18 protein-coding genes and 1 pseudogene are annotated in these 22,363 nt (G+C 68.1%); 2 read left to right on the top strand and 17 right to left on the bottom strand.

Annotated features, from left to right (window positions below; genetic code table 11):
- Nucleotides 1-2: 2 nt before the first annotated feature.
- The 13 genes and pseudogenes from VGC47_10930 to VGC47_10870 all read right to left on the bottom strand — a co-directional run bounded on the left by VGC47_10930 (nucleotide 3) and on the right by VGC47_10870 (nucleotide 13,526).
- Nucleotides 3-1,541, bottom strand: a complete 1,539-nt coding sequence (locus tag VGC47_10930) for an NADH-quinone oxidoreductase subunit M (protein HEX9855820.1) — start codon at nucleotides 1,539-1,541, stop codon at nucleotides 3-5.
- Nucleotides 1,542-1,725: 184 nt separating this feature from the next.
- Nucleotides 1,726-3,606, bottom strand: coding sequence for an NADH-quinone oxidoreductase subunit L (gene nuoL / locus VGC47_10925; GenBank protein ID HEX9855819.1), 1,881 nt, complete (start codon nucleotides 3,604-3,606; stop codon nucleotides 1,726-1,728).
- Entirely contained in the window at nucleotides 3,606-3,911 is a 306-nt protein-coding gene (gene nuoK / locus VGC47_10920; protein ID HEX9855818.1) for an NADH-quinone oxidoreductase subunit NuoK, read from the bottom strand. The genes nuoL and nuoK overlap by 1 nt, the downstream gene beginning before the upstream one ends.
- A complete protein-coding gene (locus VGC47_10915; GenBank protein HEX9855817.1) occupies nucleotides 3,908-4,543 on the bottom strand; it encodes an NADH-quinone oxidoreductase subunit J in 636 nt (211 codons plus the stop codon). The genes nuoK and VGC47_10915 overlap by 4 nt, the downstream gene beginning before the upstream one ends.
- Nucleotides 4,540-5,199, bottom strand: a complete 660-nt coding sequence (nuoI, locus tag VGC47_10910; protein HEX9855816.1) for an NADH-quinone oxidoreductase subunit NuoI — start codon at nucleotides 5,197-5,199, stop codon at nucleotides 4,540-4,542. Before nuoI ends, VGC47_10915 begins: the two co-directional genes overlap by 4 nt.
- A gap of 10 nt (nucleotides 5,200-5,209) precedes the next feature.
- Nucleotides 5,210-6,271, bottom strand: coding sequence for an NADH-quinone oxidoreductase subunit NuoH (gene nuoH / locus VGC47_10905; GenBank protein ID HEX9855815.1), 1,062 nt, complete (start codon nucleotides 6,269-6,271; stop codon nucleotides 5,210-5,212).
- Entirely contained in the window at nucleotides 6,268-8,712 is a 2,445-nt protein-coding gene (gene nuoG / locus VGC47_10900) for an NADH-quinone oxidoreductase subunit NuoG (protein ID HEX9855814.1), read from the bottom strand. The genes nuoH and nuoG overlap by 4 nt, the downstream gene beginning before the upstream one ends.
- On the bottom strand, nucleotides 8,705-10,012 hold the full coding sequence (gene nuoF / locus VGC47_10895) for an NADH-quinone oxidoreductase subunit NuoF (GenBank protein HEX9855813.1): 1,308 nt from the start codon (nucleotides 10,010-10,012) through the stop codon (nucleotides 8,705-8,707). The genes nuoG and nuoF overlap by 8 nt, the downstream gene beginning before the upstream one ends.
- Nucleotides 10,012-10,647, bottom strand: a complete 636-nt coding sequence (locus VGC47_10890) for an NAD(P)H-dependent oxidoreductase subunit E (GenBank protein ID HEX9855812.1) — start codon at nucleotides 10,645-10,647, stop codon at nucleotides 10,012-10,014. Before VGC47_10890 ends, nuoF begins: the two co-directional genes overlap by 1 nt.
- Nucleotides 10,644-12,077, bottom strand: a complete 1,434-nt coding sequence (gene nuoD / locus VGC47_10885) for an NADH dehydrogenase (quinone) subunit D (protein HEX9855811.1) — start codon at nucleotides 12,075-12,077, stop codon at nucleotides 10,644-10,646. The genes VGC47_10890 and nuoD overlap by 4 nt, the downstream gene beginning before the upstream one ends.
- Nucleotides 12,074-12,634 (bottom strand): NADH-quinone oxidoreductase subunit C, encoded by a 561-nt coding sequence (locus VGC47_10880; GenBank protein HEX9855810.1) that lies wholly within the window; start codon nucleotides 12,632-12,634, stop codon nucleotides 12,074-12,076. Before VGC47_10880 ends, nuoD begins: the two co-directional genes overlap by 4 nt.
- A 5-nt stretch (nucleotides 12,635-12,639) precedes the next feature.
- Nucleotides 12,640-13,101: pseudogene (locus VGC47_10875) on the bottom strand (NADH-quinone oxidoreductase subunit B family protein).
- Nucleotides 13,101-13,526: an NADH-quinone oxidoreductase subunit A gene (locus VGC47_10870; GenBank protein ID HEX9855809.1), complete on the bottom strand. Its 426-nt coding sequence runs from the start codon at nucleotides 13,524-13,526 to the stop codon at nucleotides 13,101-13,103. The pseudogene VGC47_10875 and the gene VGC47_10870 overlap by 1 nt, the downstream one beginning before the upstream one ends.
- 129 nt (nucleotides 13,527-13,655) lie before the next feature.
- Between VGC47_10870 and VGC47_10865 the strand changes: the two genes are divergently transcribed.
- The gene (locus VGC47_10865) at nucleotides 13,656-14,648 is read left to right on the top strand and encodes a hypothetical protein (GenBank protein ID HEX9855808.1); all 993 of its coding nucleotides are present in this window, start codon (nucleotides 13,656-13,658) and stop codon (nucleotides 14,646-14,648) included.
- Nucleotides 14,649-14,742: 94 nt separating this feature from the next.
- A complete protein-coding gene (locus VGC47_10860) occupies nucleotides 14,743-15,558 on the top strand; it encodes a hypothetical protein (GenBank protein HEX9855807.1) in 816 nt (271 codons plus the stop codon).
- Nucleotides 15,559-16,330: 772 nt separating this feature from the next.
- Here VGC47_10860 and VGC47_10855 read toward each other — a convergent pair.
- The 4 genes from VGC47_10855 to VGC47_10840 are packed head-to-tail and all read right to left on the bottom strand — an operon-like array spanning nucleotide 16,331 to nucleotide 22,206.
- Nucleotides 16,331-17,593 carry a geranylgeranyl reductase family protein gene (locus VGC47_10855; protein ID HEX9855806.1) on the bottom strand — a complete coding sequence of 421 codons (1,263 nt, stop codon included), beginning with the start codon at nucleotides 17,591-17,593 and terminating at the stop codon, nucleotides 16,331-16,333.
- 46 nt (nucleotides 17,594-17,639) lie between these two features.
- Entirely contained in the window at nucleotides 17,640-19,292 is a 1,653-nt protein-coding gene (locus VGC47_10850; GenBank protein ID HEX9855805.1) for a hypothetical protein, read from the bottom strand.
- A gap of 41 nt (nucleotides 19,293-19,333) precedes the next feature.
- A complete protein-coding gene (locus VGC47_10845) occupies nucleotides 19,334-20,239 on the bottom strand; it encodes a cytochrome c (GenBank protein ID HEX9855804.1) in 906 nt (301 codons plus the stop codon).
- Nucleotides 20,239-22,206, bottom strand: coding sequence for a cbb3-type cytochrome c oxidase subunit I (locus tag VGC47_10840; protein HEX9855803.1), 1,968 nt, complete (start codon nucleotides 22,204-22,206; stop codon nucleotides 20,239-20,241). The genes VGC47_10845 and VGC47_10840 overlap by 1 nt, the downstream gene beginning before the upstream one ends.
- Between the last annotated feature and the right edge of the window lie 157 nt (nucleotides 22,207-22,363).

The following is a 22,363-nucleotide window of genomic DNA, read 5'->3' as shown; positions in this document are numbered from 1 at the left end:
GCCTACTCCTCCCCTGCCGCGGCGGGAACGCCCGTGCCGTATCGCGGCGGGTCCCACGCCGTGCCGAGCTGCGTGTCGATTCGCTCGATGACGGCGTCGACGGATGGCTGGATGCGGTCGAGCGCCGGCTTGGGGTAGATCCCGAGGAACACGATGAGGACGGCGAGCGGAGCGAGGATGACGACCTCGCGGAGGCCGAGGTCGAGGAGCTTCTCGTTCGCCTGGTTCGTGATCGGTCCCGTGAAGACGCGCTCGTAGGCCCACAACAGGTAGACGGCAGCCAGCACGACACCGAGGGCGGCGACCACGGCGAGCACCGGGAAGGTGAGGTAGCTGCCGAGCAGCACCTTGAACTCGCCGACGAAGCCGTTGAGGCCGGGGAGCCCTGCCGAGGCGAACGCCATGAACAGGAAAAAGCCGGCGAATACCGGCATCACCTGCGCCAGCCCGCCGTAGTCGGAGATCTGCCTGGTGTGGCGTCTGTCGTAGATCATCCCGATGAGCAGGAACAAACCGCCCGTCGTCAGGCCGTGGTTCACCATCTGGATGACGCCTCCCTGGAGACCCTGTGTGGTCAGGGCGAACAGTCCGAGCACGATGAACCCGAGGTGGCTGACGGAAGAGTATGCGACGAGTCGCTTCACATCAGGCTGCACCGTGGCGACCACGGCGCCGTAGATGATCCCGACAACCGCCAGCGTCGCCAGCCATGGCGCCAGGCGAACCGTGGCGTCCGGGAACAGCGTCAGGTTGAACCGGAGGAAACCGTACGTTCCGAGCTTGAGGAGGACGCCGGCCAGCAAGACCGAGCCGGCGGTCGGCGCCTCGGTGTGGGCGTCCGGCAGCCAGGTGTGCAGAGGGAACAAGGGCACCTTGACGGCGAAGGCGGCGGCGAACCCGAGGAACAGCCAGAGCTGGGCGGTGCGGGACAGCTCGGCCTCGAGGAGGTCCTGGAAGGCGAACGAGATCGACCCGGGAGAAGCGGTCACCGCCAGCCAGATGATGGCCGTGAGCATGAGGGCCGAGCCGAGGGCGGTGTAGAGGACGAATTTGACGGCGGCGTAGACCCGGTTGGCGCTGCCCCAGATCCCGATGAGCAGGTACATCGGAACCAGGGTCACCTCGAAGAAGACGAAGAAGAGCAGCAGGTCGAGGGCGACGAACACGCCGAGGAGCCCGGTCTCGAGGACGAGCATCGAGATCATGTAGAGCTTCACGTCCTTCTCCACGGACGCCGACGCCAGGATCGAGATCGGGAACAGGAGGGCGGTGAGGACGAGGAGGAAGAGCGAGATCCCGTCGATGCCAACGTTCCAGCCGATGCCCCATTCGGGGAACCACGCCACGCGCTCCGTGAACTGGAAGTCGGGGGTACCGGTTTGGAACTCCCACAGGGCGTAGAGCGCCACGGCGAGCGGCAGGAGGGTGATGGCGGCGGTGACGGGCAGCACGAGCTCTTGGCGGCGCCTCGGGATGAGAGCTACGACGACGGCTCCCAGGGCGGGTAGCAGCACGAGCAGGGCGACCACGGAAAAGCTCATGCTCGACCGGCCTCTCGTCGTGCCTCGGCAGCTCCACCGTCGCTCGCCGCCCGGTTGCGCATCCGGGAGCGAGACCGCCGTCTCTCCGGCGATTCGCCGGCGACGCGCCCGACCTCAGCCATCCCGCCCGCGTCGGGGATGCACCACCCAGAGGCCTCGTAGCGGATCCTCGACGTCAACGCCCTCATCCGATCGCACCGCCTCTGACGAGGACCCACAGCACGAAGCCGACGACGCCTGCCGCGATGCCCAGCCCGTAGCTGCGGACGAGCCCCGACTGGATCGGCCGGAGCAGCTGGGCCGCCCTCTGCACGAGCCAACCGACGCCGTCGACGGCGCCGTCCACGATCTTGGCGTCGCCGACGAAGGCGGTGAGCTCGGCGCCGCGGCGGGCCGGGATCACGATGCCCCGCCCGAAGGCGTCGTCGACGTAGTAGCCGTGCTCGAGCCTGTCCCACGCCGCCCCGGTCTCCTCGGGGAGCGCACGCTCGACGTAGCGGCGCCGTGCGTACCAGATGCCGGCCACCCCCGCCGCCACCGAGACGGCGGCGAGCAGCCACGGGGTGGCGCCCTGGGGCACCGCGGCGTGGTCGACGAGCTCGAAAGCCGGGTCGAGGAAGTGCTCGAGGGCCGGGCGGAACGGAGTGTTGACGAGGCCGCCCACGACGGAGAGCCCTGCCAGGACCACGAGCGGACCCGTCATCGTCGCAGGGCTCTCGTGGGGGTGGACGCCCTCGGCCCATCGCGGCTCTCCCCAGAACGTCAGGTACATGAGCTTGCTCATGTAGAAGGCCGTCAGGCCGGCCGTCACCAGGCCGACGATCCACAGCAGGACCCAGGCTCCGCCCCTGTAGAACGTCACCGCCAGGATCTCGTCCTTGGACCAGAAGCCGGCGAAGGGCGGGATCCCGGAGATGGCGAGCCAGGCGGCCACCATCGTGGCGAACGTCACCGGCATCACCTTGCGGAGCCCCCCCATCTTCCACATGTCCTGCTCGTTGGCGAGCGCGTGGATGACCGACCCTGCGGCGAGGAACAGCAGGCCCTTGAAGAACGCATGGGTGAGGAGGTGGAAGACGCCCGCCACGTATGCGGCCGCCCCGACGCCCATGAACATGTAGCCGAGCTGGCTGATCGTCGAGTAGGCGAGCACCCGCTTGATGTCGCGCTGCCCGACGGCGATCGTCGCCGCGAAGAGGGCGGTGAGCGCCCCGACCGTGGCGACCGCCGCGGCCGAGAACGGCGCCAGCTCGAACAGGACCCCGGTGCGCGCCGTCATGTACACGCCTGCCGTGACCATGGTCGCGGCGTGGATCAACGCCGAGACGGGTGTCGGACCTTCCATGGCGTCGGGCAGCCAGACGTGCAGGGGCAGCTGCGCCGACTTGCCGGCCGCCCCGACGAGCAGCAGCAGGGTGATGGCGGTCGCCGCGGCCGTGGAGAGCTGGAGCGAGGCCTCCTCGAAGACGGTCTCGAACGCCAGTGACCCGAAGACCGAGAAGATGATCATGAGCGCCACGAGAAAGCCGAGGTCGCCGATCCGGTTCACGATGAACGCCTTTTTCCCGGCTGCGGCTGCGCTCGGCTTCGTGAACCAGAACGAGATGAGCAGGTACGAGCTGAGACCGACGAGCTCCCACCCGACGAACAGGATCCCGAAGTTGTCGCCGAGCACCAGGATCAGCATCGAGGCGATGAAGAGGTTGAGGTACGTGAAGAATCGCCCGTAACGAGGGTCGCCGTGCATGTACCCGATCGAGTAGACGTGGATGAGCGATCCGACGCCGGTCACGACGAGCGTCATCATCGCCGAGAGCGGATCCCACAGCAGCGAGGCGTCGATGCCGAGGCTGGGGATCCAAGAGAACAGGACGACGTGGGTGGCCTCCCGGCTGCTTCCCGAGATGAGCGGGATGGCGGCGATCACCGCGATGAGAAACCCGACGCCGACGAGGCTCGACGCGACGACCCCGGACGCCGGTTCACCGAGGCGCTTCCCGAAGAAGAGCAGGAACGCCGCCCCGACCAGCGGCAGGAGGATCGTGAGCCAGATCACGTCGACCATCAGCCCCTCATCCCGGACAGCTCGTCGACGCTGGCGGTCGCCCTCTTGCGGAACACGGAGATGATGATCGCCAGGCCGACGGTCACCTCGGCTGCGGCGACCACCATCACGAAGATTGCGGCGATCTGGCCGTCGAGGAGGCCGAGCTCCCTGCCGGCTGCGACGAACGAGACGTTGACGGCGTTGAGCATCAGCTCGATCGACATGAACATCACGAGGGCGTTGCGGCGCAGCAGCAGCCCGGATGCCCCGATGACGAACAGCACGGCCGCCAGCGCCATGTACCACCCGGCGGTGACGGTCACGGGTCACCCTCCTCGGCTGCGTCGTCGACCGCGACCAGACCGTCGCCGCCCCGCCCCGTGCCCGACCCGAGCTCGTAACGGGAGACGCCCTCGACCTCGCCCACCGGGCGCCCGACCACCTGGAGGCCTTCGCCGAAGTGGGCCAGGGCGACCGTGCCGACTGCGGCGATCGTGAGGAGCAGGATCGTCGCCTCGAAAGGGATCAGCCATGTGCCGAAGAGCTCGTCCGAGATCGCCTCGATGGTCCCGCTCACGTCCTCCGACGCGAACGCCGCCTCTCCCGTGACCCAGGCCGCTCTCCCTGCCACCAGCAGGAGCAGGAGCAGGCCGGCTCCGACGATGACCGCCAGGGGCCGCTGCAGGGGGATGCTCTCGTGCGGATCGTCCACCCGATCGACGCCGAGGAGCATGATCACGAACAGGAACAGCGTGATCACGGCGCCTGCGTAAATGAGCACCTGCACTGCGGCCACGAAATGGGCGCCGTTGAGCACGTAGAAGACCGCCACGGAGAACATCGCCAGCAGCAGCCCCATCGCCGAGTAGACCGGGTTACGGGCGGCGACCATCGTGAGCCCGCCGGCGATCGCAGCGATGGCGAACACCACGAAGAGGAGCGTCTCGGCGTTCATTTCCCATCCTCCTCCGGATCGGCAGCCGCGGTCTGGCCCTCCGCCGACTGTCCTCTCTCCGCCGGACGCAGCCCGACGCCGGCGGACGGGGTCCACGCAACCACCCCTTCGTAGGCCGCCCTACCCGAGGAAGCCGTCGCTCGCATCCATCCGTCGGCGATTCGCAGCTCGCCGATGTCGATGAGAGGGTCGTCCGGGTCGAGGTGGTTGGGGGCGCCGTCGCGGTCGACGAGGAGCTGCTCGCGGGTGTAGATCGAGTCCGCCCGATTCGTCACGGAGAACTCGAACAGGTGGGTCATCGTGATCGCTTCGGTGGGACATGCCTCGACGCACAGGCCGCAGAAGATGCACCGCAGCATGTTGATCTCGTAGACGAACCCGTACCGCTCGCCCGGGCTCACGGGGGCGTCGGGCGGGTTGTCCTCCCCCCGGACGTAGATGCACCTCGCCGGGCAGACACCGGCGCACAGCTCACAACCGATGCACTTCTCCATCCCGTCGGGATACCGGTTGAGGACGTGCCTGCCGTGGAAGCGTTGCGGCTTGGCTCTGTGCTCCTTGGGGTACTGCCGGGTGACCCGCGGCTTGCCGATCTGGCGCAACACCGTTGCGAATCCCTTGAACGGGCCGAGCATGTCGGAGAACCAGCCTGCCATCGCTACCCCCTCACGCCCACGGCAGCCAACTCGGCGGGAAGCGGCGCATGGCGATGGCGATGGTCACGAGCACGACCCAGCCGAGCGTCACCGGTATGAGGCGTTTCCATCCGAACGACATGAGCTGGTCGTACCGCATTCGCGGCAACGTGGCCCTGATCCACACGAACACGAAGATGAGCGCAGTCGTCTTGGCGAAGAACCAAAACAGGGGGAGGATCCATGTGAACGGCTGCCCGAGGCCGAAGTCCGGGCCGATCCACCCGCCGAGGAATATCGTCACCGTGAGCGCAGAGATGTTGAACATGTTGATGTACTCGGCGAGGTAGAACAGGGCGAAGCGGAACCCGCTGTACTCGGTGTGGTAGCCGCCGACGAGCTCGGATTCGGCCTCTACCAGGTCGAACGGAGCGCGATTCGTCTCGGCGATGCCCGCCACGAAGAAGATCACGAACGAGGGCAGGAGCACCGCGTTCCACGGTCCCAGGAAGCCGAGGATGTCGCCTCCCTGGGCCGCCACCATCCCCTGCATCGACGTCGTACCCGTGAAGAGGATCACCGGGACGAGCGCCAAGCCCATCGCCGCCTCGTACGAGATCATCTGGGCCGAGGCGCGCACCGCCCCGAGCAGCGGGTACTTCGAGCCGGAGGCCCAGCCGGCGAGCACGACCGCGTACACCGCCAGCGACGAGAGGGCGAGCACGTAGAGGACGGCGACGTTGAGGTCCGTCCCTGCCAGATCGATCACCCGATCGCCGAGGGTGAACGGCCTGCCGATCGGGATCACCAGGAAGATGAGCAGGGCCGGCAGCAACGCAACGACCGGAGCCGCGATGTACAGGGCGAACTCGACCTTGTGAGGAGTGACGTTCTCCTTGAACAGCAGCTTGAGCCCGTCGGCGACGGTCTGCAGCATCCCGTATGGACCTGCCCGGTTGGGACCGATCCTGTTCTGCATGTCGGCGACGACCTTCCTCTCGAACCAGATCACCAGGATCGTGATGTTGAGGAGCAACGCGAAGGCGACGATCACCTTGACCCCCGCCTCCAGGAAGATCTCGAGGCCGGTCACGCATCACCCTCCACGGCGGCGACGTCGACGGCGAGCGCCGAGCCGAGCTGTCTCGTCTTCGCCAGGTTCGCTTGCACGTAGAGCGTTCCGGGAGCGAGAGACGGGTCGAGCCGCAGTGGCAGCTCCACGGACCCGGCATCGCTGGTCACCCTGACGGTGGCACCGTCACCCGCGGCGAGCGCCCCCGCGTCCCGAGGGTGGAGGTGCGCCATCGCCGCCGGTCCGAGCCCGGCGAGCGAAGGCGACATCGCAACCAGCGTGCCGTCGTCGTAGAGCACCCGACCCAAGTGGAGGTTGAACTTGCCTCCCGACGCCAGCGGAGCGTTGTCGACAGGGACGTACTCGAGGGGCTGCGAGCCGTCGGGCGTCGGCACGATCACCCCCATGCGGCCGTCGGCCCAGTCGAGCAGGTCCCACGTGATCCCTCGATACGCGGGCGCGATCGACTCGATCTCCTTGGCCATCGCCTCGGCGGAGGTGGCGCCGAGCATCCCCCCCATGCGCCTCGCCAGGTCGTCGAGCACGGACCACGCCGCCCGGGATTGGCCGGGCCCGGGGACGATCCGATTGACCTTCTGCACCCGGCCCTCGAGGTTGGTGACCGTGCCTTCCGTCTCGGCGAAGCCCTCGACGGGAAGCACGACGTCGGCCGTCGCCGCCGTTTCGCTGAGGAAGATATCGAACGCCACCACGAAGTCCGCCCGCTCGAGTGCCTCGGTGACGAGGAGCCGATCCGGGTGGTCGCGAACCGGGTCGCTGCCGAGAAGCACGAGGGCGCGCAGCTCGCCGTCCCTCAGCCCCTCGAAGATCCCTGTGGCTCCGCGCCCGGTCCCCTCCGGGAGAGGGCCCCACGCCGCTTCGAGGTCCGCCCGGTGGGTCTCGGACGATACCGGCACCCTGCCGGGGAGCAACGTCGGCGCCAGACCCATGTCGAGAGCGCCGAGGAGATTCGGGCGCCGCACGGTCGGGAGAATCTTGGCGCCCGGCAGGTCGCGGGCGAACGCCGCCACCGCCTCGGCGACCCGCGGATCCTCGGTGATGCCCGTCCTGCCGACGATGGCGACGACGGGCCCGGCGCCGAGCAGCTCACGGGCTTCGACGAACCCTCCTTCCCCGACGGCGCCCGACGACAGCTTGCGGAGCGTGTCTCCCCCGTGACCCGGCCGGTATGTGATCTTCACCGAGGCGACGTCGTCGAGCCCTGTCCTTCGTGGATGCACGACGACGAGCCTCGCTCCCCGCTCGACGACGGCGTGGCGGACCCGCAGGTAGAGGACGGGGAGCTCCTCCTTGAGATCGCCGGCCCACACCAGGATCGTCGCAGCCGTGTCGAGGTCGGGGACGGTGGCTCTTGGGACGACGCAGGCGAGGAAGTCCGGGTCGAGCCCGTCGGCGAGCTGGCTGTCGATGTGCGGCGTCACCACGACAGTGCGGAGGAACTTGCCGAAGGCGAAGGCTTCCTCGTTCGTTCCTCTGGCGCCACCGATGCCCGCCACCTCGTCGCCGCGGACGGAGCTGAGCCGCTCTGCCACCAGATCGAGCGCCTCGCCCCACGTCGCATCACGCAGCTCGCCTCCCTCCCGCACCAGAGGGACGCCGAGCCGATGCTCCGAACCCACGTACTCGAAGACGAAGCGGTCCTTGTCGGAGAGCCATCCCTGGTTGGTCGGCTCGTTGTCGACGCCGTTGATCCTGAGCACCCGGTTCTGGCTGACCTGGACCGACACCCTGGAGCCGAACGAGTCGACCATCGAGACCGACTCGACGGCCTCGAGGTCCCACGGTCGCGCCCTGAAGCGGTACGGCTTGGCGGTGAGCGCCCCGACAGGGCAGATCTCGACAGTGTTGCCGGAGAAGTACGAGCTGAACGGCTCGTCGGGGAAGGTGAGCACCTGGGTCGTGTTGCCGCGCTGCTGGAACTCGATGAGCGGATCCCCCGAGACCTCGGAAGAGAAGCGCGTGCACCTGGCGCAAAGGATGCATCGCTCCCGGTCGAGCAGCACGAGGTCGGAGATCGGTATCGGCTTCTCGAAGTGGCGTTTCTCCTCGACGAACCTGCTCTCGCCCGGGCCGTACGACATCGTCTGGTCCTGCAGAGGGCATTCGCCGCCTCTGTCGCACACCGGACAGTCGAGCGGGTGGTTGATGAGCAGGAACTCGAGAACGCCTTCCTGCGCCTTCCTCACCACCTCGGACTCGGTCTCCACGACCATCCCCTCGGCGACCGGTGTCGTACACGAAGTGGTGAGGAGCCTCCCGCGGGGGGTCTCCACCTCGACGAGGCACATCCTGCACATACCGACCGGCTTCATCCTCGGATGCCAGCAGAACCTGGGGATGTACGTCCCCGTGTCCTCGGCGGCCTTGATGAGCAGCTGCCCGGCCGGGACCTGCCGCGGTTCCCCGTCGACGGTGATGTTGACCCGCTGCTCGTCAGCCAACCGCCACCTCCTCCACGGCGGGCGAGTCTTCGGCGGCGGCGATCATCGCCTCGACCTCGTCGCGGAAGTACTTCATGATCGACGTGATCGGCGAAACCGCCGAGGGGCCGAGCGGACAGATCGTCGTCATCGCAGGGGGCCACCGCAGGCCGGGGCTGATGTTGTCGGAGACGTCGAGGAGCATGTCGATGTCCGTCGGGCGGCCGTGGCCGTTGAGGATCCGCCACAACATCCGCTCGAGCCACGACGTGCCCTCGCGGCACGGGGTGCACTGCCCGCACGACTCGTGGGCGAAGAACTTGACGATGCGATGGGCTGCGGCGACGACGTTGGTCGCCTCGTCCATCACGACGATTGCCCCCGAGCCGAGCATGGATCCCTGAGCCGCCGCATCGTCCTTCGTGATCAACGTGTCGAGGTGGCCGGGGACGAACCACGGCGCCGAGGCGCCCCCCGGGATCCAGCACTTGAGCTCCCGGTCCCCCGGGATGCCTCCCCCGATCTCGTAGATCAGCCGGCGCCACGTGATCCCCATCTCGAACTCGTAGTTCCCCGGTTTGCGGACGTGTCCCGAGAGGGAGAACATCCGGGTTCCCGCGGACGCCTCCGGCCCGATCAGCGAGTACTTGTGGCCCGAGTTGGTGACGATCCACGGCACGTTGGAGAGGGTCTCGACGTTGTTGACGATCGTCGGCCTGCCGTACAGGCCTTCGACGGCGGGAAACGGCGGTTTGATCCGTGGCTCACCCCGCTTGCCCTCGAGGCTGTTGAGGAGAGCCGTCTCCTCGCCGCAGATGTACGCCCCGGCGCCCAGGTGGACGGTGATGTCGAGGTCGAACCCGCTGCCGAGGATGTCCTGGCCGAGGAACCCCGACGAGTAGGCCTCGTCGACGGCGTGCTGCACCCTGCGAGCCGGCCGGGCGTACTCGCCGCGGATGTAGACGAAAGCGTGCTCGACACCGAGGGCGTACGACGAGATGATGGTTCCCTCGACGAGCTGGTGGGGATCGCGCTCGAGCAACTGGCGGTCCTTGAACGTCCCCGGCTCCGACTCGTCGGCATTGACGACGAGATAGCGCGGCGTCGCCTTGCCGAGGAAGCCCCACTTGACGCCGGTGGGAAATGCAGCCCCTCCACGCCCCTGGATGTTCGAAGCCTTCACCTCGACGGCGACGTCCTCCGGCTGCTTGCCGAGCGCGGTACGGAGCGCCTCGTATCCGCCGGTCGCCAGGTAGCGCTCCATCGTGTGGCTGTCGGCCGGATGTGCCTCCATACGCGCCGTGAGGATCGGTTCTGCCATCAGCGGGCGCCCTTGGCGGAGCCGTACGGTCCGAATGCGGGCACGGCGGCGACGGCGCCCTCGTTCTCTCGCGGCCCCCACTCGAACGAGCGGACCCCTCCGAAGAGGCTCTGCATCTCGTCTCCGAGGACCGTGTCCGGCTTGGCGTCTCGCAGCCAGCGGCACAGGGCGCGTCCCTTGTCCGGCACGACGCCTTCGACCAGCTCGTAGTTCACCTGGACGGCCGGGGCGCCGCCGCATGCGCCGAGGCATTCGACGTGCTCGACCGAGAACACGCCGTCACCCGATCTCTCACCGTCAGGTGTCCCGGTCTCGTCCTCGATGGCGTCGAGGACGTCGTCTGCGCCGAGGAGGAAGCACGAGATCGACGTGCACACAGACACGAGGTAGCGGCCGACCTCCTCGCGCTTGTACATCGTGTAGAAGCTGGCGACTGCGCTCACCTGGGCAGACGTCAGCCCCGTGAGCTCGGCGACCTGGCGCATCGCGTCGTCGCTCACGTGGCCGTGCTCGAGCGCCGCGACGTACAGCAACGGCATGACCGCTGAGCGAGGGTCCGGGTACGCCCCGAGCATCTTCCTGGCGCGCTCTTGGTTGGGGAGGCTCCAGGTGGGCGGCGCGTGGCGAGCGGTCATCGATCGACGTCCCCGAGGACGGGATCGGTCGACGCCAACGTCGAGATCATGTCGGCGAGGAGGGAGTCCGTCATCATCATGGGGAGCGCCTGGACGTGTGCGAACGAAGGGCCGCGCACGTGCACCCGCCATGGCTTGGCGCCTCCCTGGGCGACCAGGTAGACGCCCAGCTCGCCCCGGGGCGACTCGACTGCCTGGTACACCTCCCCGGCGGGCACCTTGAAGCCTTCGGTGAAGATCTTGAAATGATGGATGAGCGCCTCCATCGACTCGTCGATCCGCTTGCGAGGCGGCGGCGTCACCTTGCGGTCGGCCGTCCTGTAGTCGCCGGGTGGCATGGTCTCGAGCACCTGTTCGACGATGCGCAGCGACTGGCGCATCTCCTCCATGCGAACCAGGTACCTGTCGAACACGTCGCCGTGCTTCCCGAGGGGGACGTCGAACTCGTAGCCGTCGATGCCCGAGTACGGGAAGGCCTTGCGCAGGTCCCAATCGATGCCGCTCGCCCTGGCAATCGGGCCCGTCACGCCGTACGCCCGGCACTCCTCCTGAGTGATGATGCCGATGCCGACCGTGCGGTCCAGGAAGATGGGGTTCTCGTCGAGTATCTCGCGGTACTCGCTCATACCGACCGGGACCTCGCGCAGGATCCGCTCGACGTCCGCCTCCCACCCGTCAGGCAGGTCGGCGGCGACGCCTCCGGGGCGGATGTAGTTGTGGTTCATCCTCAACCCGGTCGTCTTCTCGAAGAACTCGAGGACGATCTCCCGCTCCCGCCACCCGTACAGCATCATCGAGATCGCCCCGATGTCCATGCCCTGGGTCGCCAGCCACAGCAGGTGGCTCGCCACCCGGTTGAGCTCGGTCATGAGCACTCGGATGGCGTCGGCACGCGGCGGCAAGGCGACGCCGAGAAGCTGCTCGACAGCCAGCGAGTACGCCAGCTCGTTGTGGAAGGGGGACAGGTAGTCCATGCGGGTCACGTTGGTCGGGCCCTGCAGGTACGTGAGCGTCTCCGCCGTCTTCTCCATCCCGGTGTGCAGGTACCCGATGATCGGCTTCACCCTGCGGATGGTCTCGCCTTCGAGCTCCAATTGGAGGCGGAGCACGCCGTGCGTCGAAGGGTGCTGGGGGCCCATGTTGATGATCTGGCGCTCGTCGCCCGTGACGTAGTCGTCCGTGACGTAGTCGTCCGACACGACGGTGCCTCGCTGGATCGACAGCCCCGGATCGTCGGTGTCCGGCAGCAGCTCCTGGGCCCCCTCGTCCGTGCCGGCCTTGACCCAGTCGGGCTCCTCCGTGCCGGCCAGCCAGATCTCGTGCACCGCACGCCGCTGGGTGGCGACGGTGGACTCGAGTTCATCGGACTCCGGCGGCTCCGCGATCGGCGCCTCGAGGTCTCCAGTCGCGCGGTCGGGGGTGTCGCTCATGAGGCGTGCGGTGCTCCCTTGAACTGGACCGGGACCGAGCCGACTGCGTAGTCCTTGCGAAGCGGGTGACCCTCCCAATCGTCGGGCATCAGGATCCTGGTGAGGTCGGGGTGGCCTTCGAAGACGATGCCGAACAGGTCGTATGCCTCGCGCTCGAAGAAGTTCGCCCCCGGGTACACGTCCGAGACGGTGGCGACCGTCGGGTTGTCGCCCGGGATCCCGACCCGGATCCGCAGTCGCCTGCGCATCGGGTGTGAGACGACGTTGAGCACGACCTCGAAGCGTGGCTTCCGTCCCAGATAGTCGACGCCGCACAGGTCTGCGAACGTGTCGAAGCGCTCCGAGTGCGCTGCGGAGACGAGGTCGTGGTACCCGGCCCTGTCGACGATGACGACGTCCTGAGCGGGGCCGTTGCCCGGCTCGAAGCGCTCGAAGCGAGAGGCGGGCGCCGCCTCGTGAAGGGTGCTCAACACCGGGTCGGCCGGTGGTGGCGATCCCGGCCGTACCTTGCCGACGCCCCCGTCTGCCGTCTCGAGCGCCGGCGCCTCGTCCGTCACCTGACGATCTCCCCGTCCATGATCTTGTCGTGCAGCGTCAGGATGCCGTGCATCAACGACTGGGGCCCGGGAGGGCAACCCGGCACGTAGATGTCGACCGGCACGACCTGGTCTACGCCCTGGACGAGCGCGTAGTTGTTGAACATGCCGCCCGTCGATGCGCAGGCGCCCATCGATATCACCCATTTCGGCTCGGACATCTGGTCGTACACCTGGCGCAGCACGGGCGCCATCTTCTGCGACACCCTTCCCGCCACGATCATCAGGTCTGCCTGGCGCGGCGACGCCCGGAACACCTCCATCCCGAAGCGACCGAGGTCGTTGTGGGCTGCGCCGGTCGCCATCATCTCGATCGCGCAGCACGCCAGGCCGAACACTGCGCCCCACATCGAGCGGGTGCGCGCCCAATTCACGCCCTTCTCGAGAGTCGTGAGCATCATCCCGGGCGGCGTCGTCTCACCCGCCATCAGGCGGCTTCCTCTGAGGGTGGTGGCTCGATCGCCGCCACCCGGCGGTAACGGGCGCGGTGCGCCACGTTCCAATCGAGCGCACCGCGCTTCCACACGTAGAGCAGCGTCTCGAGCAGGAGGCCGACGAAGACCGCCATGGCGCCGATCCCGGCCCACTGGAACTGGTCGAACCGGACCGCCCATGCGAAGAGGAAGATCAACTCGACGTCGAAGATCACGAACAGCATGGCGACGATGTAGAACTTCACCGGGAATCGCTCGACCGGCTCCTGCAGAGGCACGATCCCGCACTCGTACGGCGCCAGCTTCTCGGGCGTCGGGTTCTTGGGGCCGAGCCTCCACGACAGGTACATCGCGGCTACCGCGAAACCGGTGCCGAGGATGACCATGAGGGCGATCGGGAGGTAGTCCGCGAGCGTCATCGGGGTGCTCCTGTCACCGGCGTGAGATTAGGAAGGGCCATGCAGCGTCCAAAATCAACCTCACCTGCATGGCGCGGACGGCGTGACCGTTACCGTTGCCTGGGCGATCGCACATGTCTGGAGGAATCGATGGGCAGGACGGCCATGGTCCTCGCTCTGCTCGTCGCCGCAGCTGCGTGCGGCGGCGAGGCGGAGACGACGACATCGGGATCACAGCCGGCCGGAACGACCACGCAGGCAACCACCACGACGTCCGTTCCGCCAACGACGACGACCGTTCCCGAGGTCACGACGACGACCGTTCCAGCGACGACGACGACCGTTCCGCCGGCGACCACGACGTCGCTCGCCGGCTCCGTCACTTCTTTGCCGGTGGTCGCCGCAGGGGACGGCGTCGTCGGCTGGTGGGACGGGAGCGAGTGGATCGAGGCGACGGGCGGCCCGCCCGTTCCCGCGTCGGGAGGTGAGGAGTACCAGCTCCTCCTGCTCTCCGAGCCGGTCGCACTCGCAATCGGAGGAGAACCGGGCCCCGGGTGCGAGTTCGTCGAAGGAAGCGCAGACGTGCCGATCGACTTCGGCGAGCTGGACGGATCGGATTGGCCGCGCCCGCGGCCGGTTGCCGTGTCCGCCTCGTGGAACGTGCAGCCGTATCCCGTGACCGTCCTCGATCCGGTCCCCGAGGTCTACGTGGGAGCAGCCTCCGAGCTCCTGGCGTCGCGGGGCATCGACGATCGAGCGCCGACGATCGTCCAGGCGATCAGGACCGACCTCGAGGGCGACGGCGTCGAGGAGGCCTTCGTCGTGGCGGAGCGCCAGGCCAACGGGAGCCTCAACCCGGCCGCCGTCGGCGACTACTCGGTTGCATTCATGCGCAAGGTCGTCGACGAGGTGGTCGAGACTGCGGTCCTCGAGTTGTTCGTCGTCGAGGAGCCAGAGGTCGAAGGGGCGATCATCGCCCTCGACGTCTTCCGATTCGACGCCTTCGGCGACCTGAACGGCGACGGCATCATGGAGTTCGCCGTCGACGATCAGTACTACGAAGGCTCGAGCACGACGATATGGCAGTACGTCGACGACGACCTCGGCCCGGTGCCCGTGATGGCCGTCGGCTGCGGCGTCTGAGCTCGCGCCGCGACCCCGCCACGACGCCCGAGCCCACAGGCGCTGCAGGCCGGTTTCTGTCGTATCCGGGTCGTAGGTTGTGGTCATGTTCTCGATGAGTGAAACGTCGGTTGACACGCTCGAGGAGGAGTTGGTGGCGTGTGAGCGGATCGTCGGGCGCTTGCGGGCCAGGCAGCTCGAGTTGTTGCGGGGGTTGGATGCGGCCCAGGTTCAGCAGGTCGACGGTGCCCGGTCTTTGGAGGATTGGGTGGCGGCTCGCTGTGACGTGTCTCACGAATCGGCTCGTTCGCTGACCCGTGCGATGAAGATCTTGACTGGCGTGCCGGAGGTTTGGGAGGCGCTGATGGTCGGGGACGTGTCGTTCGACCGAGCGGTCGCCACGGGTCGCTTGGCGGCTGCGGGCGGTGACGCCGATCTGCTCGTCGCTTCCGGTGGCTTCGATATCGCCGGGGTGGGCAGGTTGGCCGGTCGTCACCGTCGTGTCACTCGCCGTGACGAGCGCCAGGTCGCCGCCGGGCGGCATCTGGCGATGCAGCCGAGCCTCGACCGGTCGTCGGGGCGGGCGTGGGGGGAGCTCCCCGGTTTCGATTTCGCCACCTTGGAGAAGGCGGTGTATCAGCGTTCGGATGAGTTGCCGTCGTTTCCTGGCGGCGAGTCGCGGGGCGCCAGGTTGGCGGATGCGCTGGTTTCGATCGCCGAGGACTCACTCGACGGTGAGCCGGGGATGGGTGGTCCGCGGGTGCCTGCCGTGACGGTGTCGACGCCGCTCTGGCAGCGGACACCCGGGGCGAGGCAGGCGCCGAGGTCGCCGCCGGTCCGCGGGTCGGGCCGGCCACCCTCGAGATGCTCCTTTGCACCGCCGGGGTCAACGTCGTCGGGATCGGCGACGGCGGTCGTCCGGTCACTGTGACCAGGTCACAGCGGGCCATCCCGGGAGCGGTCCGCAGGTTCGTTGTGTGGCGCGACGGTGCCTGCGCGATCGAGGGGTGCTCGTCGCGTTACCGCCTCCAACCTCACCATGTCATCCCGTGGTCTGAGGGTGGCAGCCACGACGCCGACAACCTGGCCACGCTGTGCTGGTATCACCACCACGTCGTGGTTCACCTGCGCGGCTACACCCTCGACCCCGCGACACCACCGCAACGGCGTCGGCTCCTCCCCCCACGAGCGAACGCACCCCCGTGACGTCGGCCCGGCCGGTCGGAGGCTCTGACCCCCGCCTTCCCGGCACCTCAGCCCGGTTATGGGTCAGGTGACCCAGACAGGTCCCACCGTTCGCATCCGAGTTCGTCCCATCAGGACACGTCGTATCAGCGCAGCCGTCCCGGGGCTTGCCGCGGCGGCCCCGCCGGTTCTACACGACGTGCACCTCGTCGTTGTGGCGGTGCGGTTCGACGCGCAGGGATGGATCTTGCCGGACTTCTGGGCGGCGCCCACTCGGCAAGGCCGCCGCAAACCAACGCGAGGATCACGAGAAATGTCCAACGACGCATACGCACGCGCTCGAAGCGCATGGCTTCCCCCTCCGTGTAGCCCCTGCGACAGCTGACCCGCCGTCTGCACGTGTCAGCGTACCGGCGAGGGAGAAGATGGCAATGGGTCGAAAAGCCCATCGCTCACGGTCGACGGGCACGCATTCTTCGGTGGTGGCTGGGGCGTCCCTGCGGATCGGCCGGAGTGACTCAGGGCTTCAGCAATGGGTCGGGGCCTACCTTCACGACCCGCTCGATGGCATGGTAGACCCGCTCGCTCATCCCCTGGTCCTCCGGTTCGAGGAGGTTCGCCATCACCTTGAGCACCCACTCCATGAGCGGGCGGGAGCGCAGACCGAGCCTGGTCAGCGTCTTCATCACCTTGGGATTGCCGATCGCAATCACGAATGCCCTGGCGACCCTGTTGTAGTCGGAGTACTCGTCCTCGAGCGCCTGGCTGTAGCGATGGAGCAGCGACATGTCTCGAGAGCCGATCGCTCGTCCGACGTGCACCGCCGCCAGCCGGCCCGTCTCGTACGCGTAGTCGATGCCCTCGCCGTTGAACGGGTTGACGGCCCCTGCCGCATCGCCGATCGCGATCCAGTTCGATCCGACCCTCGGGCCCACCGACAGCGCCATCGGCAGCTTGCCCCCGACCGGGCGCGTCAGTTGCGACTCGGCCGTGACCTCCCAGTAGCCGGGCAGGCTGCCAACGTAGGCGTCGAGCACGCGAGACGTGTTCACGTCCTTCCAGCCCTTGAAGCTCGACAGGACACCTGCGCCGACGTTGATGGTGCCGTCGCCGAGCGGGAAGATCCAGCCGTAGCCGGGGAGTGTCCGTCCCTCGGCGTCGAGGATGTTGAGCTGGCTCTCCAGCATCGAGTCCTTCGAGTTGGAGCTCTCGTAGTAAGCCCTGATGGCCATGCCGTACGGGTAGTCACGGCGCCGGCTCGTGCCGAGTGCCCTGCCGAAGCGGGAGAGGGAGCCGTCTGCAATGACGGTCACCTTCGGCGTGACGACGTCGGTGACGACGTCGCGGTCGCCGTCCTTTTCCCTCAGCTCGACTGCGGCGAGCCGCCCCGACTCGACGACGGCGACGGCCTCCGTACGCTGCCTGACGATGGCGCCCTGCTTCTCCGCCAGCGTGGCGACCTGCATGTCGAGGTCGGCGCGTCGGATGACGGCGCCCCAACTCGGGTAGATCGAATGCTCGGGCCACGGGAGCTCGATGGTGAGATCCCCTGCATAGGCGCGCAGGCCCGTGATGCGGTGCAACTCGGGAACGTCGAAGTCGAATCCCATGTCGATGAGTTGCTTCACGGCGCGGGGGGTCAGCCCGTCACCGCACGTCTTGTCCCGCGGATACGCCTTCTTTTCGGCGACGAGGACTGAGAGCCCGGCCTTGGCGAGCCAGTACGCCGCGGCCGCGCCACCAGGTCCGCCTCCGACGACGAGGACGTCCGGCGAGGTCATGGCGGTGACATTAGGGCTTGCGGGGCGGGCCACTGCTCCGACCCCATCACGAGATGGCGACCGGATCCGGCAGGTCGTCGACGTCGACCGACCCGTCGGCCCGCATCTCGAATGTGAACTGCTCGCGATCGGGCGCGAGGCGCGTCGCCACGGCGACGGCTCTCCCGTCGCGTATCTCGAACTCGAGGAGCTCGTAACCGCTCTCGTCGAGCCGCTCGGCGACGGAGAGCACCTGCGACCCCAGCCCGCCGTCGATGCGCCCCGTCTCGACGATCGACTCGATCTGCTCGACGACTGGGGCCGCCTCGGCCGACCGGCGCTCCGCCATCAGCTTCTGCGCCCAGCCGATGAGCGCCTCTGCTGCGACGTTGCCCGGGTCGCGAGCCTCCCGCAGCGCCACCGCCGGCTGCCCTGCGCTGCGGACGGAGTCGAAGACGAAGTAGTTCTGGTACGGGGCGAAGCTGACCTGGAACGCTCTCCTCGCTTCCTGCAGAGCGATAGTGAGCCTCAGGTCGTCGAGCTCGGGCTCCGGGTCCTGGCCGGCCGCCCATTCCGCGAAACCAGTCGACAGCTCGGCGATGCCCGAGCCGAAGGTGACCTGGGCAGCCCGATCGAACCACAACGAGTTGGAGCGTGCCCGCACGGTAGATGAGTAGAACTCGATGAACTGGTCCCAACCGAACCGCTCCACGAGATAATCGACGAGGCCGGCCGCCTCGACGTAGCGTGACTCGTGCTGCATCTCGTCGAAATCGTCGAGGAACTCTGCGAGAGGCACGAAGTGCCCGAGGGCGTGCAGAGCACCGGTACGAGCCGCGATGTCCTCCGGCTTGAAGTGGCCGCCCGTGACATAGACGGCGATCCCCTCCTCGAGCGGCCAGGGGAGGATGCTCTGCTCGAGGTCGTCTGTCATCCAATGCGTGAGCTCGTGAGCAAGTGTCGTCCCGACCACCTCGGCATCCCGCGGCCCGAAGTCCCTGTCGAGGTACGACACCACCACCTCGGTGCCGCTGTAGCCGCCGTTGCCCCACAGCACGTCGATGAGCGTGATGTCGACTTCGGGGAGGGGGCGCTCGAAGCGTTTCTCGACGAACGCAGCCTTGTCGTCGAGGAGCTCCGCTACGGCGTCGAGATCCCGAGCGGCGGCACTGTCCGTGAGGTAGCGGAGCACGCAGCACTCGGTTTGCACGAAGTCCCAGGTGGCCGTGGACTCCTGGGCGGGACGGCGGGAGGCGCTGAGCACCTCGATCCCGGTTCCGACGCGGCGACGGGAGCCATCGATCTCTGCGGTGACGATCACCTCGTGACGGCCGACCTCGCCGGCAGTGTCGAAGGCGTCCGGGAAGACGACGTACCAGCCGAGGAGCGGGTCGCTCTCGAGGATCGCCCGCACCGGCGCCGTCTCGCCGTCGATGGTGAGCGTCGTCGGCCCAAGCTCGTGTGTCCCGAAGTCGCCGAGGGGCAGTTGGAGAGTGAGGACGTCGCCCTCGTAGTGCTCCGGCCCGGGGAACGCCCACAGGCGCTGCTCTTCGAGCCTCGTGGTCGGCGGGGCGGTCGTCGTCGTGGTCGGCACGGGAGCGACCGTCGTCGGCGCCGCCACCTGGGTCGTCGGTGGGACGGTTGCGTCGGACCGCTGATCGGCGGTGCAGGCGCCGGCGAGCAGGGACAACACCAAGAGCAGCGGCCGAGCACGATCCACGCAGAAAATGGTACGTGCGATGACGAGTTAGCTGGGCCGGCTCACGGGGCCGCCACCACGCCGCTCTCTACCGCGCCGCAATCCACCTCGGCCTCCGGAAGCGGCTGGCCACCGAACGCCACTCGCTCGTAGAGGGAAACCGCCTGGATCTCCTCAGGCGTCAGCTGCCCTTCGAATCCCGGCATCTGGGCGCCGCTGCCGCCGACTGGCTTGTTGTTGTCGCCGTAGGTGTTGCCATGCTCGGCAGGCCAGCCCGCCGTCCCGAGTGCCACCCAATCGATGTGGGCGATGCAGTTCCCGGCGTTGAAGGTCGTGAGCACGGAGCCACTGCGCAGGGCGGGCCCTGCGCCGCCCGAGCCGTCTGCGGAATGGCAGGAGACGCACCGAGCGTCGTAGACCTCGCGGCCGATCGTGAAGAAGTTGACGATGTCGACGCCGTACGCCGTCCCGTCGCAGTTCACGGCCGCACCGCTCACAGGATCGATGGCGAGTTGCCCCGCCGTGCCGCACTCAGGGGCGTTCGGCGTGAGCAACGCATAGAGGACCGCGATGCTCGGGATGATGATGAAGGCGGCCGCCAGCCACGTCGGGAAAGAGCTCAACAGGCCGGCGGGCCCGGGCTCCACTTCCGCCTCCGCCTCCGGCGCCGTTGCCTCCGGCTCGAGCACCTCGACCTGCGGCGCAGTGTCCGGCTGTGCCGTCACGGCTTGGTCGGGGGCGGGCACAGCCGGCTGTGGCTGCTCGGGCGCCGCCTCGGCTGCAGGTTGCTCCGCAGGAGCTGCAGGAGCCGCCGGTTGTGCAGGTGGAGGAGCTTCTGCTCCGGCCCACGACGCGACCAGCTCGGCCGTCTCGACGCCGAGCGCTTTGGCTCGCGCCGCGGCGGCGCGACTCAGCAGGTCGGCCGGCACGCCCGTCTCGTCCGCGACCTGCCGCAGCAGCTCGTCCATCACTCCTCCCCATCCGCGATGCTCGCCAGGCCGGCGATGTAGGCGCCGAGGGCGTTCAGATCACGATCGCTGAGGTAGTCGTAGCTCGGCATGATCGACCACGGCCGCAACCGCCGCGGGTCGGCGAGGTGGTCCGTGACGAAGCTGGCACCCGACGTCAGGTCGCGCGAGCCGGCGTGCATCAGGTCGGGGCCGAGCCGCACCCAGCCGACCTGGACGGGCGTTTCCCTTGCGTAGTCGCCCGGTTGACTCACAGCGCCGAGCCCGACGTCGGTGACGATCGGACGTACTGATTGCGTGTGGCACGCAACACAGCCCTCGGCGATGAACACCTGGCGGCCGATCGTCGCCGGAGCACCATCCGGGTAGTAGCGATGGGCGTCGGCGAGGCGCGTGGGTTCGGCCTGGGGCTGATCGAGCGACGGGAGGACCAGTGCGAACAGGGCCGCCACGGCGAACAGCCCGACGTAGCCGGTGCGGAGCCGGCCCAGGCCGAGGGGACGGGCCAGGAGCAGCTCCTGCGTCACCTCGGGCTCGGGACTGTCATCCTGGGCCGCCAACGCCGCAACGGCCCCGGGCCTGGCGATTCCTCCGAAGCTGGCGACGATCCACGCCAGTTGGGCTGCCGTGAACACGGCGACGCCGGTCACCCGGAATGCATGCGGGAGCTCGAGTGTGGCTGCCGTGTTGAGCCACCCGTCCCCGGCATTGATGAACTTCGCCGAGTTGGCTGCCGCCGCCCAGGTGAACCCGGTGACGGCGCCCGCCAAGAGCTGCGATCCGACGACCAATGCGAGTCCGGTGAGCGACGCCACGTAGTGGAACGAGCCGAACCCGCTCGGCCTGCCGAGGACTTCCGGCGCGGCGTGCCTCACCCAGGCAGCCAGCCACAGCGAGCCGGCGCCCAGCACGGCGAGCGACTCGTACGCACCGCCCCAATCCGTGTAGCCGACGACGGTGTTCGAGGACCGCAGCGCCACGATCAGGTTGAGGAGGGGGAGGATCGCAAAACAGACGGCTCCCGCCATCAGCAGGCGGAGGGTGAGCCTGTCGCCGACCCGGTGCCACATGCCCCGCATCGCCGTGACGATGTCGGCGAGGATCACGAGGACCGCGACCAACAGGCAGATCGAGAAGATGATACCGATGGTGTCGAGCCAGTCGCCTCCCGGGCCGTACGTCAGCTCGGCGGGAGCGGTCAGAGCCCACAGGAACGCCAGCGACCAGAAGCCGAGCACCGACATCTGGGTCGCCGTGAAAGCGGGGCGGCCCGTGAGGCGGGGAATCAGAAAGTACGTCACCCCGACGCCGGCGGCGCCCACCCACAGCCCGACGAGGCCCGCCCTGAAGAAGCTCTCCTGGAACATGCTGCTGAGGCCGGTGAGCCCGGGGATGTTGCCGACGACATGGATGAAGAGCAGCCAATGCACGGCGGCGACCAGGTACCACTGGACCGGTGAGAGCGCTTTGACGTCTCCCCCCTGCACCGTCCTGGTGACGACGACCGTTGCCGCGACGAGGCCGAGTGCGACGATGCCGTCTGCCCAGATCGGCATCTCGAGATAGCGGCGGCCCTCGGAGAGGCCGGCTCCGATGCCGGCGACGCCTGCCAGGAGCCCGAGCGTCACGAGACCGAGCGAGACGAGGGCCAACCGCTCACCGTGCAGTGGTGCGCCCGTCGCCCGAGGAACCACATACCACACGGCTCCCAACAGCCCGATCGTGAGCCAGCCGTACAGGAGGAGGCTGGTCACCATCGGCTGCATGCGGCCGTACGACAGGAAGGCGACGCCTCCGAGGAACTCCGGCTCGATCAACTTGACCGCCAGCACCACCAGACCGAGCAGGCCGACGGCGAAGAGCACGAGGGACGCCTGGAGGTGCGCCTTCACTGCCCTGTCGGTGTGATCGTGGAACGGCTCGGGGGCGGGTGCCTCCGCCTCGAGCGTTTCAGCCGTCGTAGTCACGCCTGCCCGTTCCCTCCCACGAGATCGATCCGCATTCGGGCCATGCGGTTCGGCAGGTTAGTTGGGCGGCTCACGCAACCCACTACGGCGGCGATCCGCCGGCGCCGCCGACCCTGCGACGAAGCGAACCGCACAAGTCGGAGGCATCGTTACCGTT

It is taken from the genome of Acidimicrobiia bacterium (genome assembly GCA_036396535.1).
Lineage (GTDB): Bacteria > Actinomycetota > Acidimicrobiia > Spongiisociales > UBA5794 > DASWKR01.
This window is presented reverse-complemented; position numbering and strand designations above follow the sequence as displayed.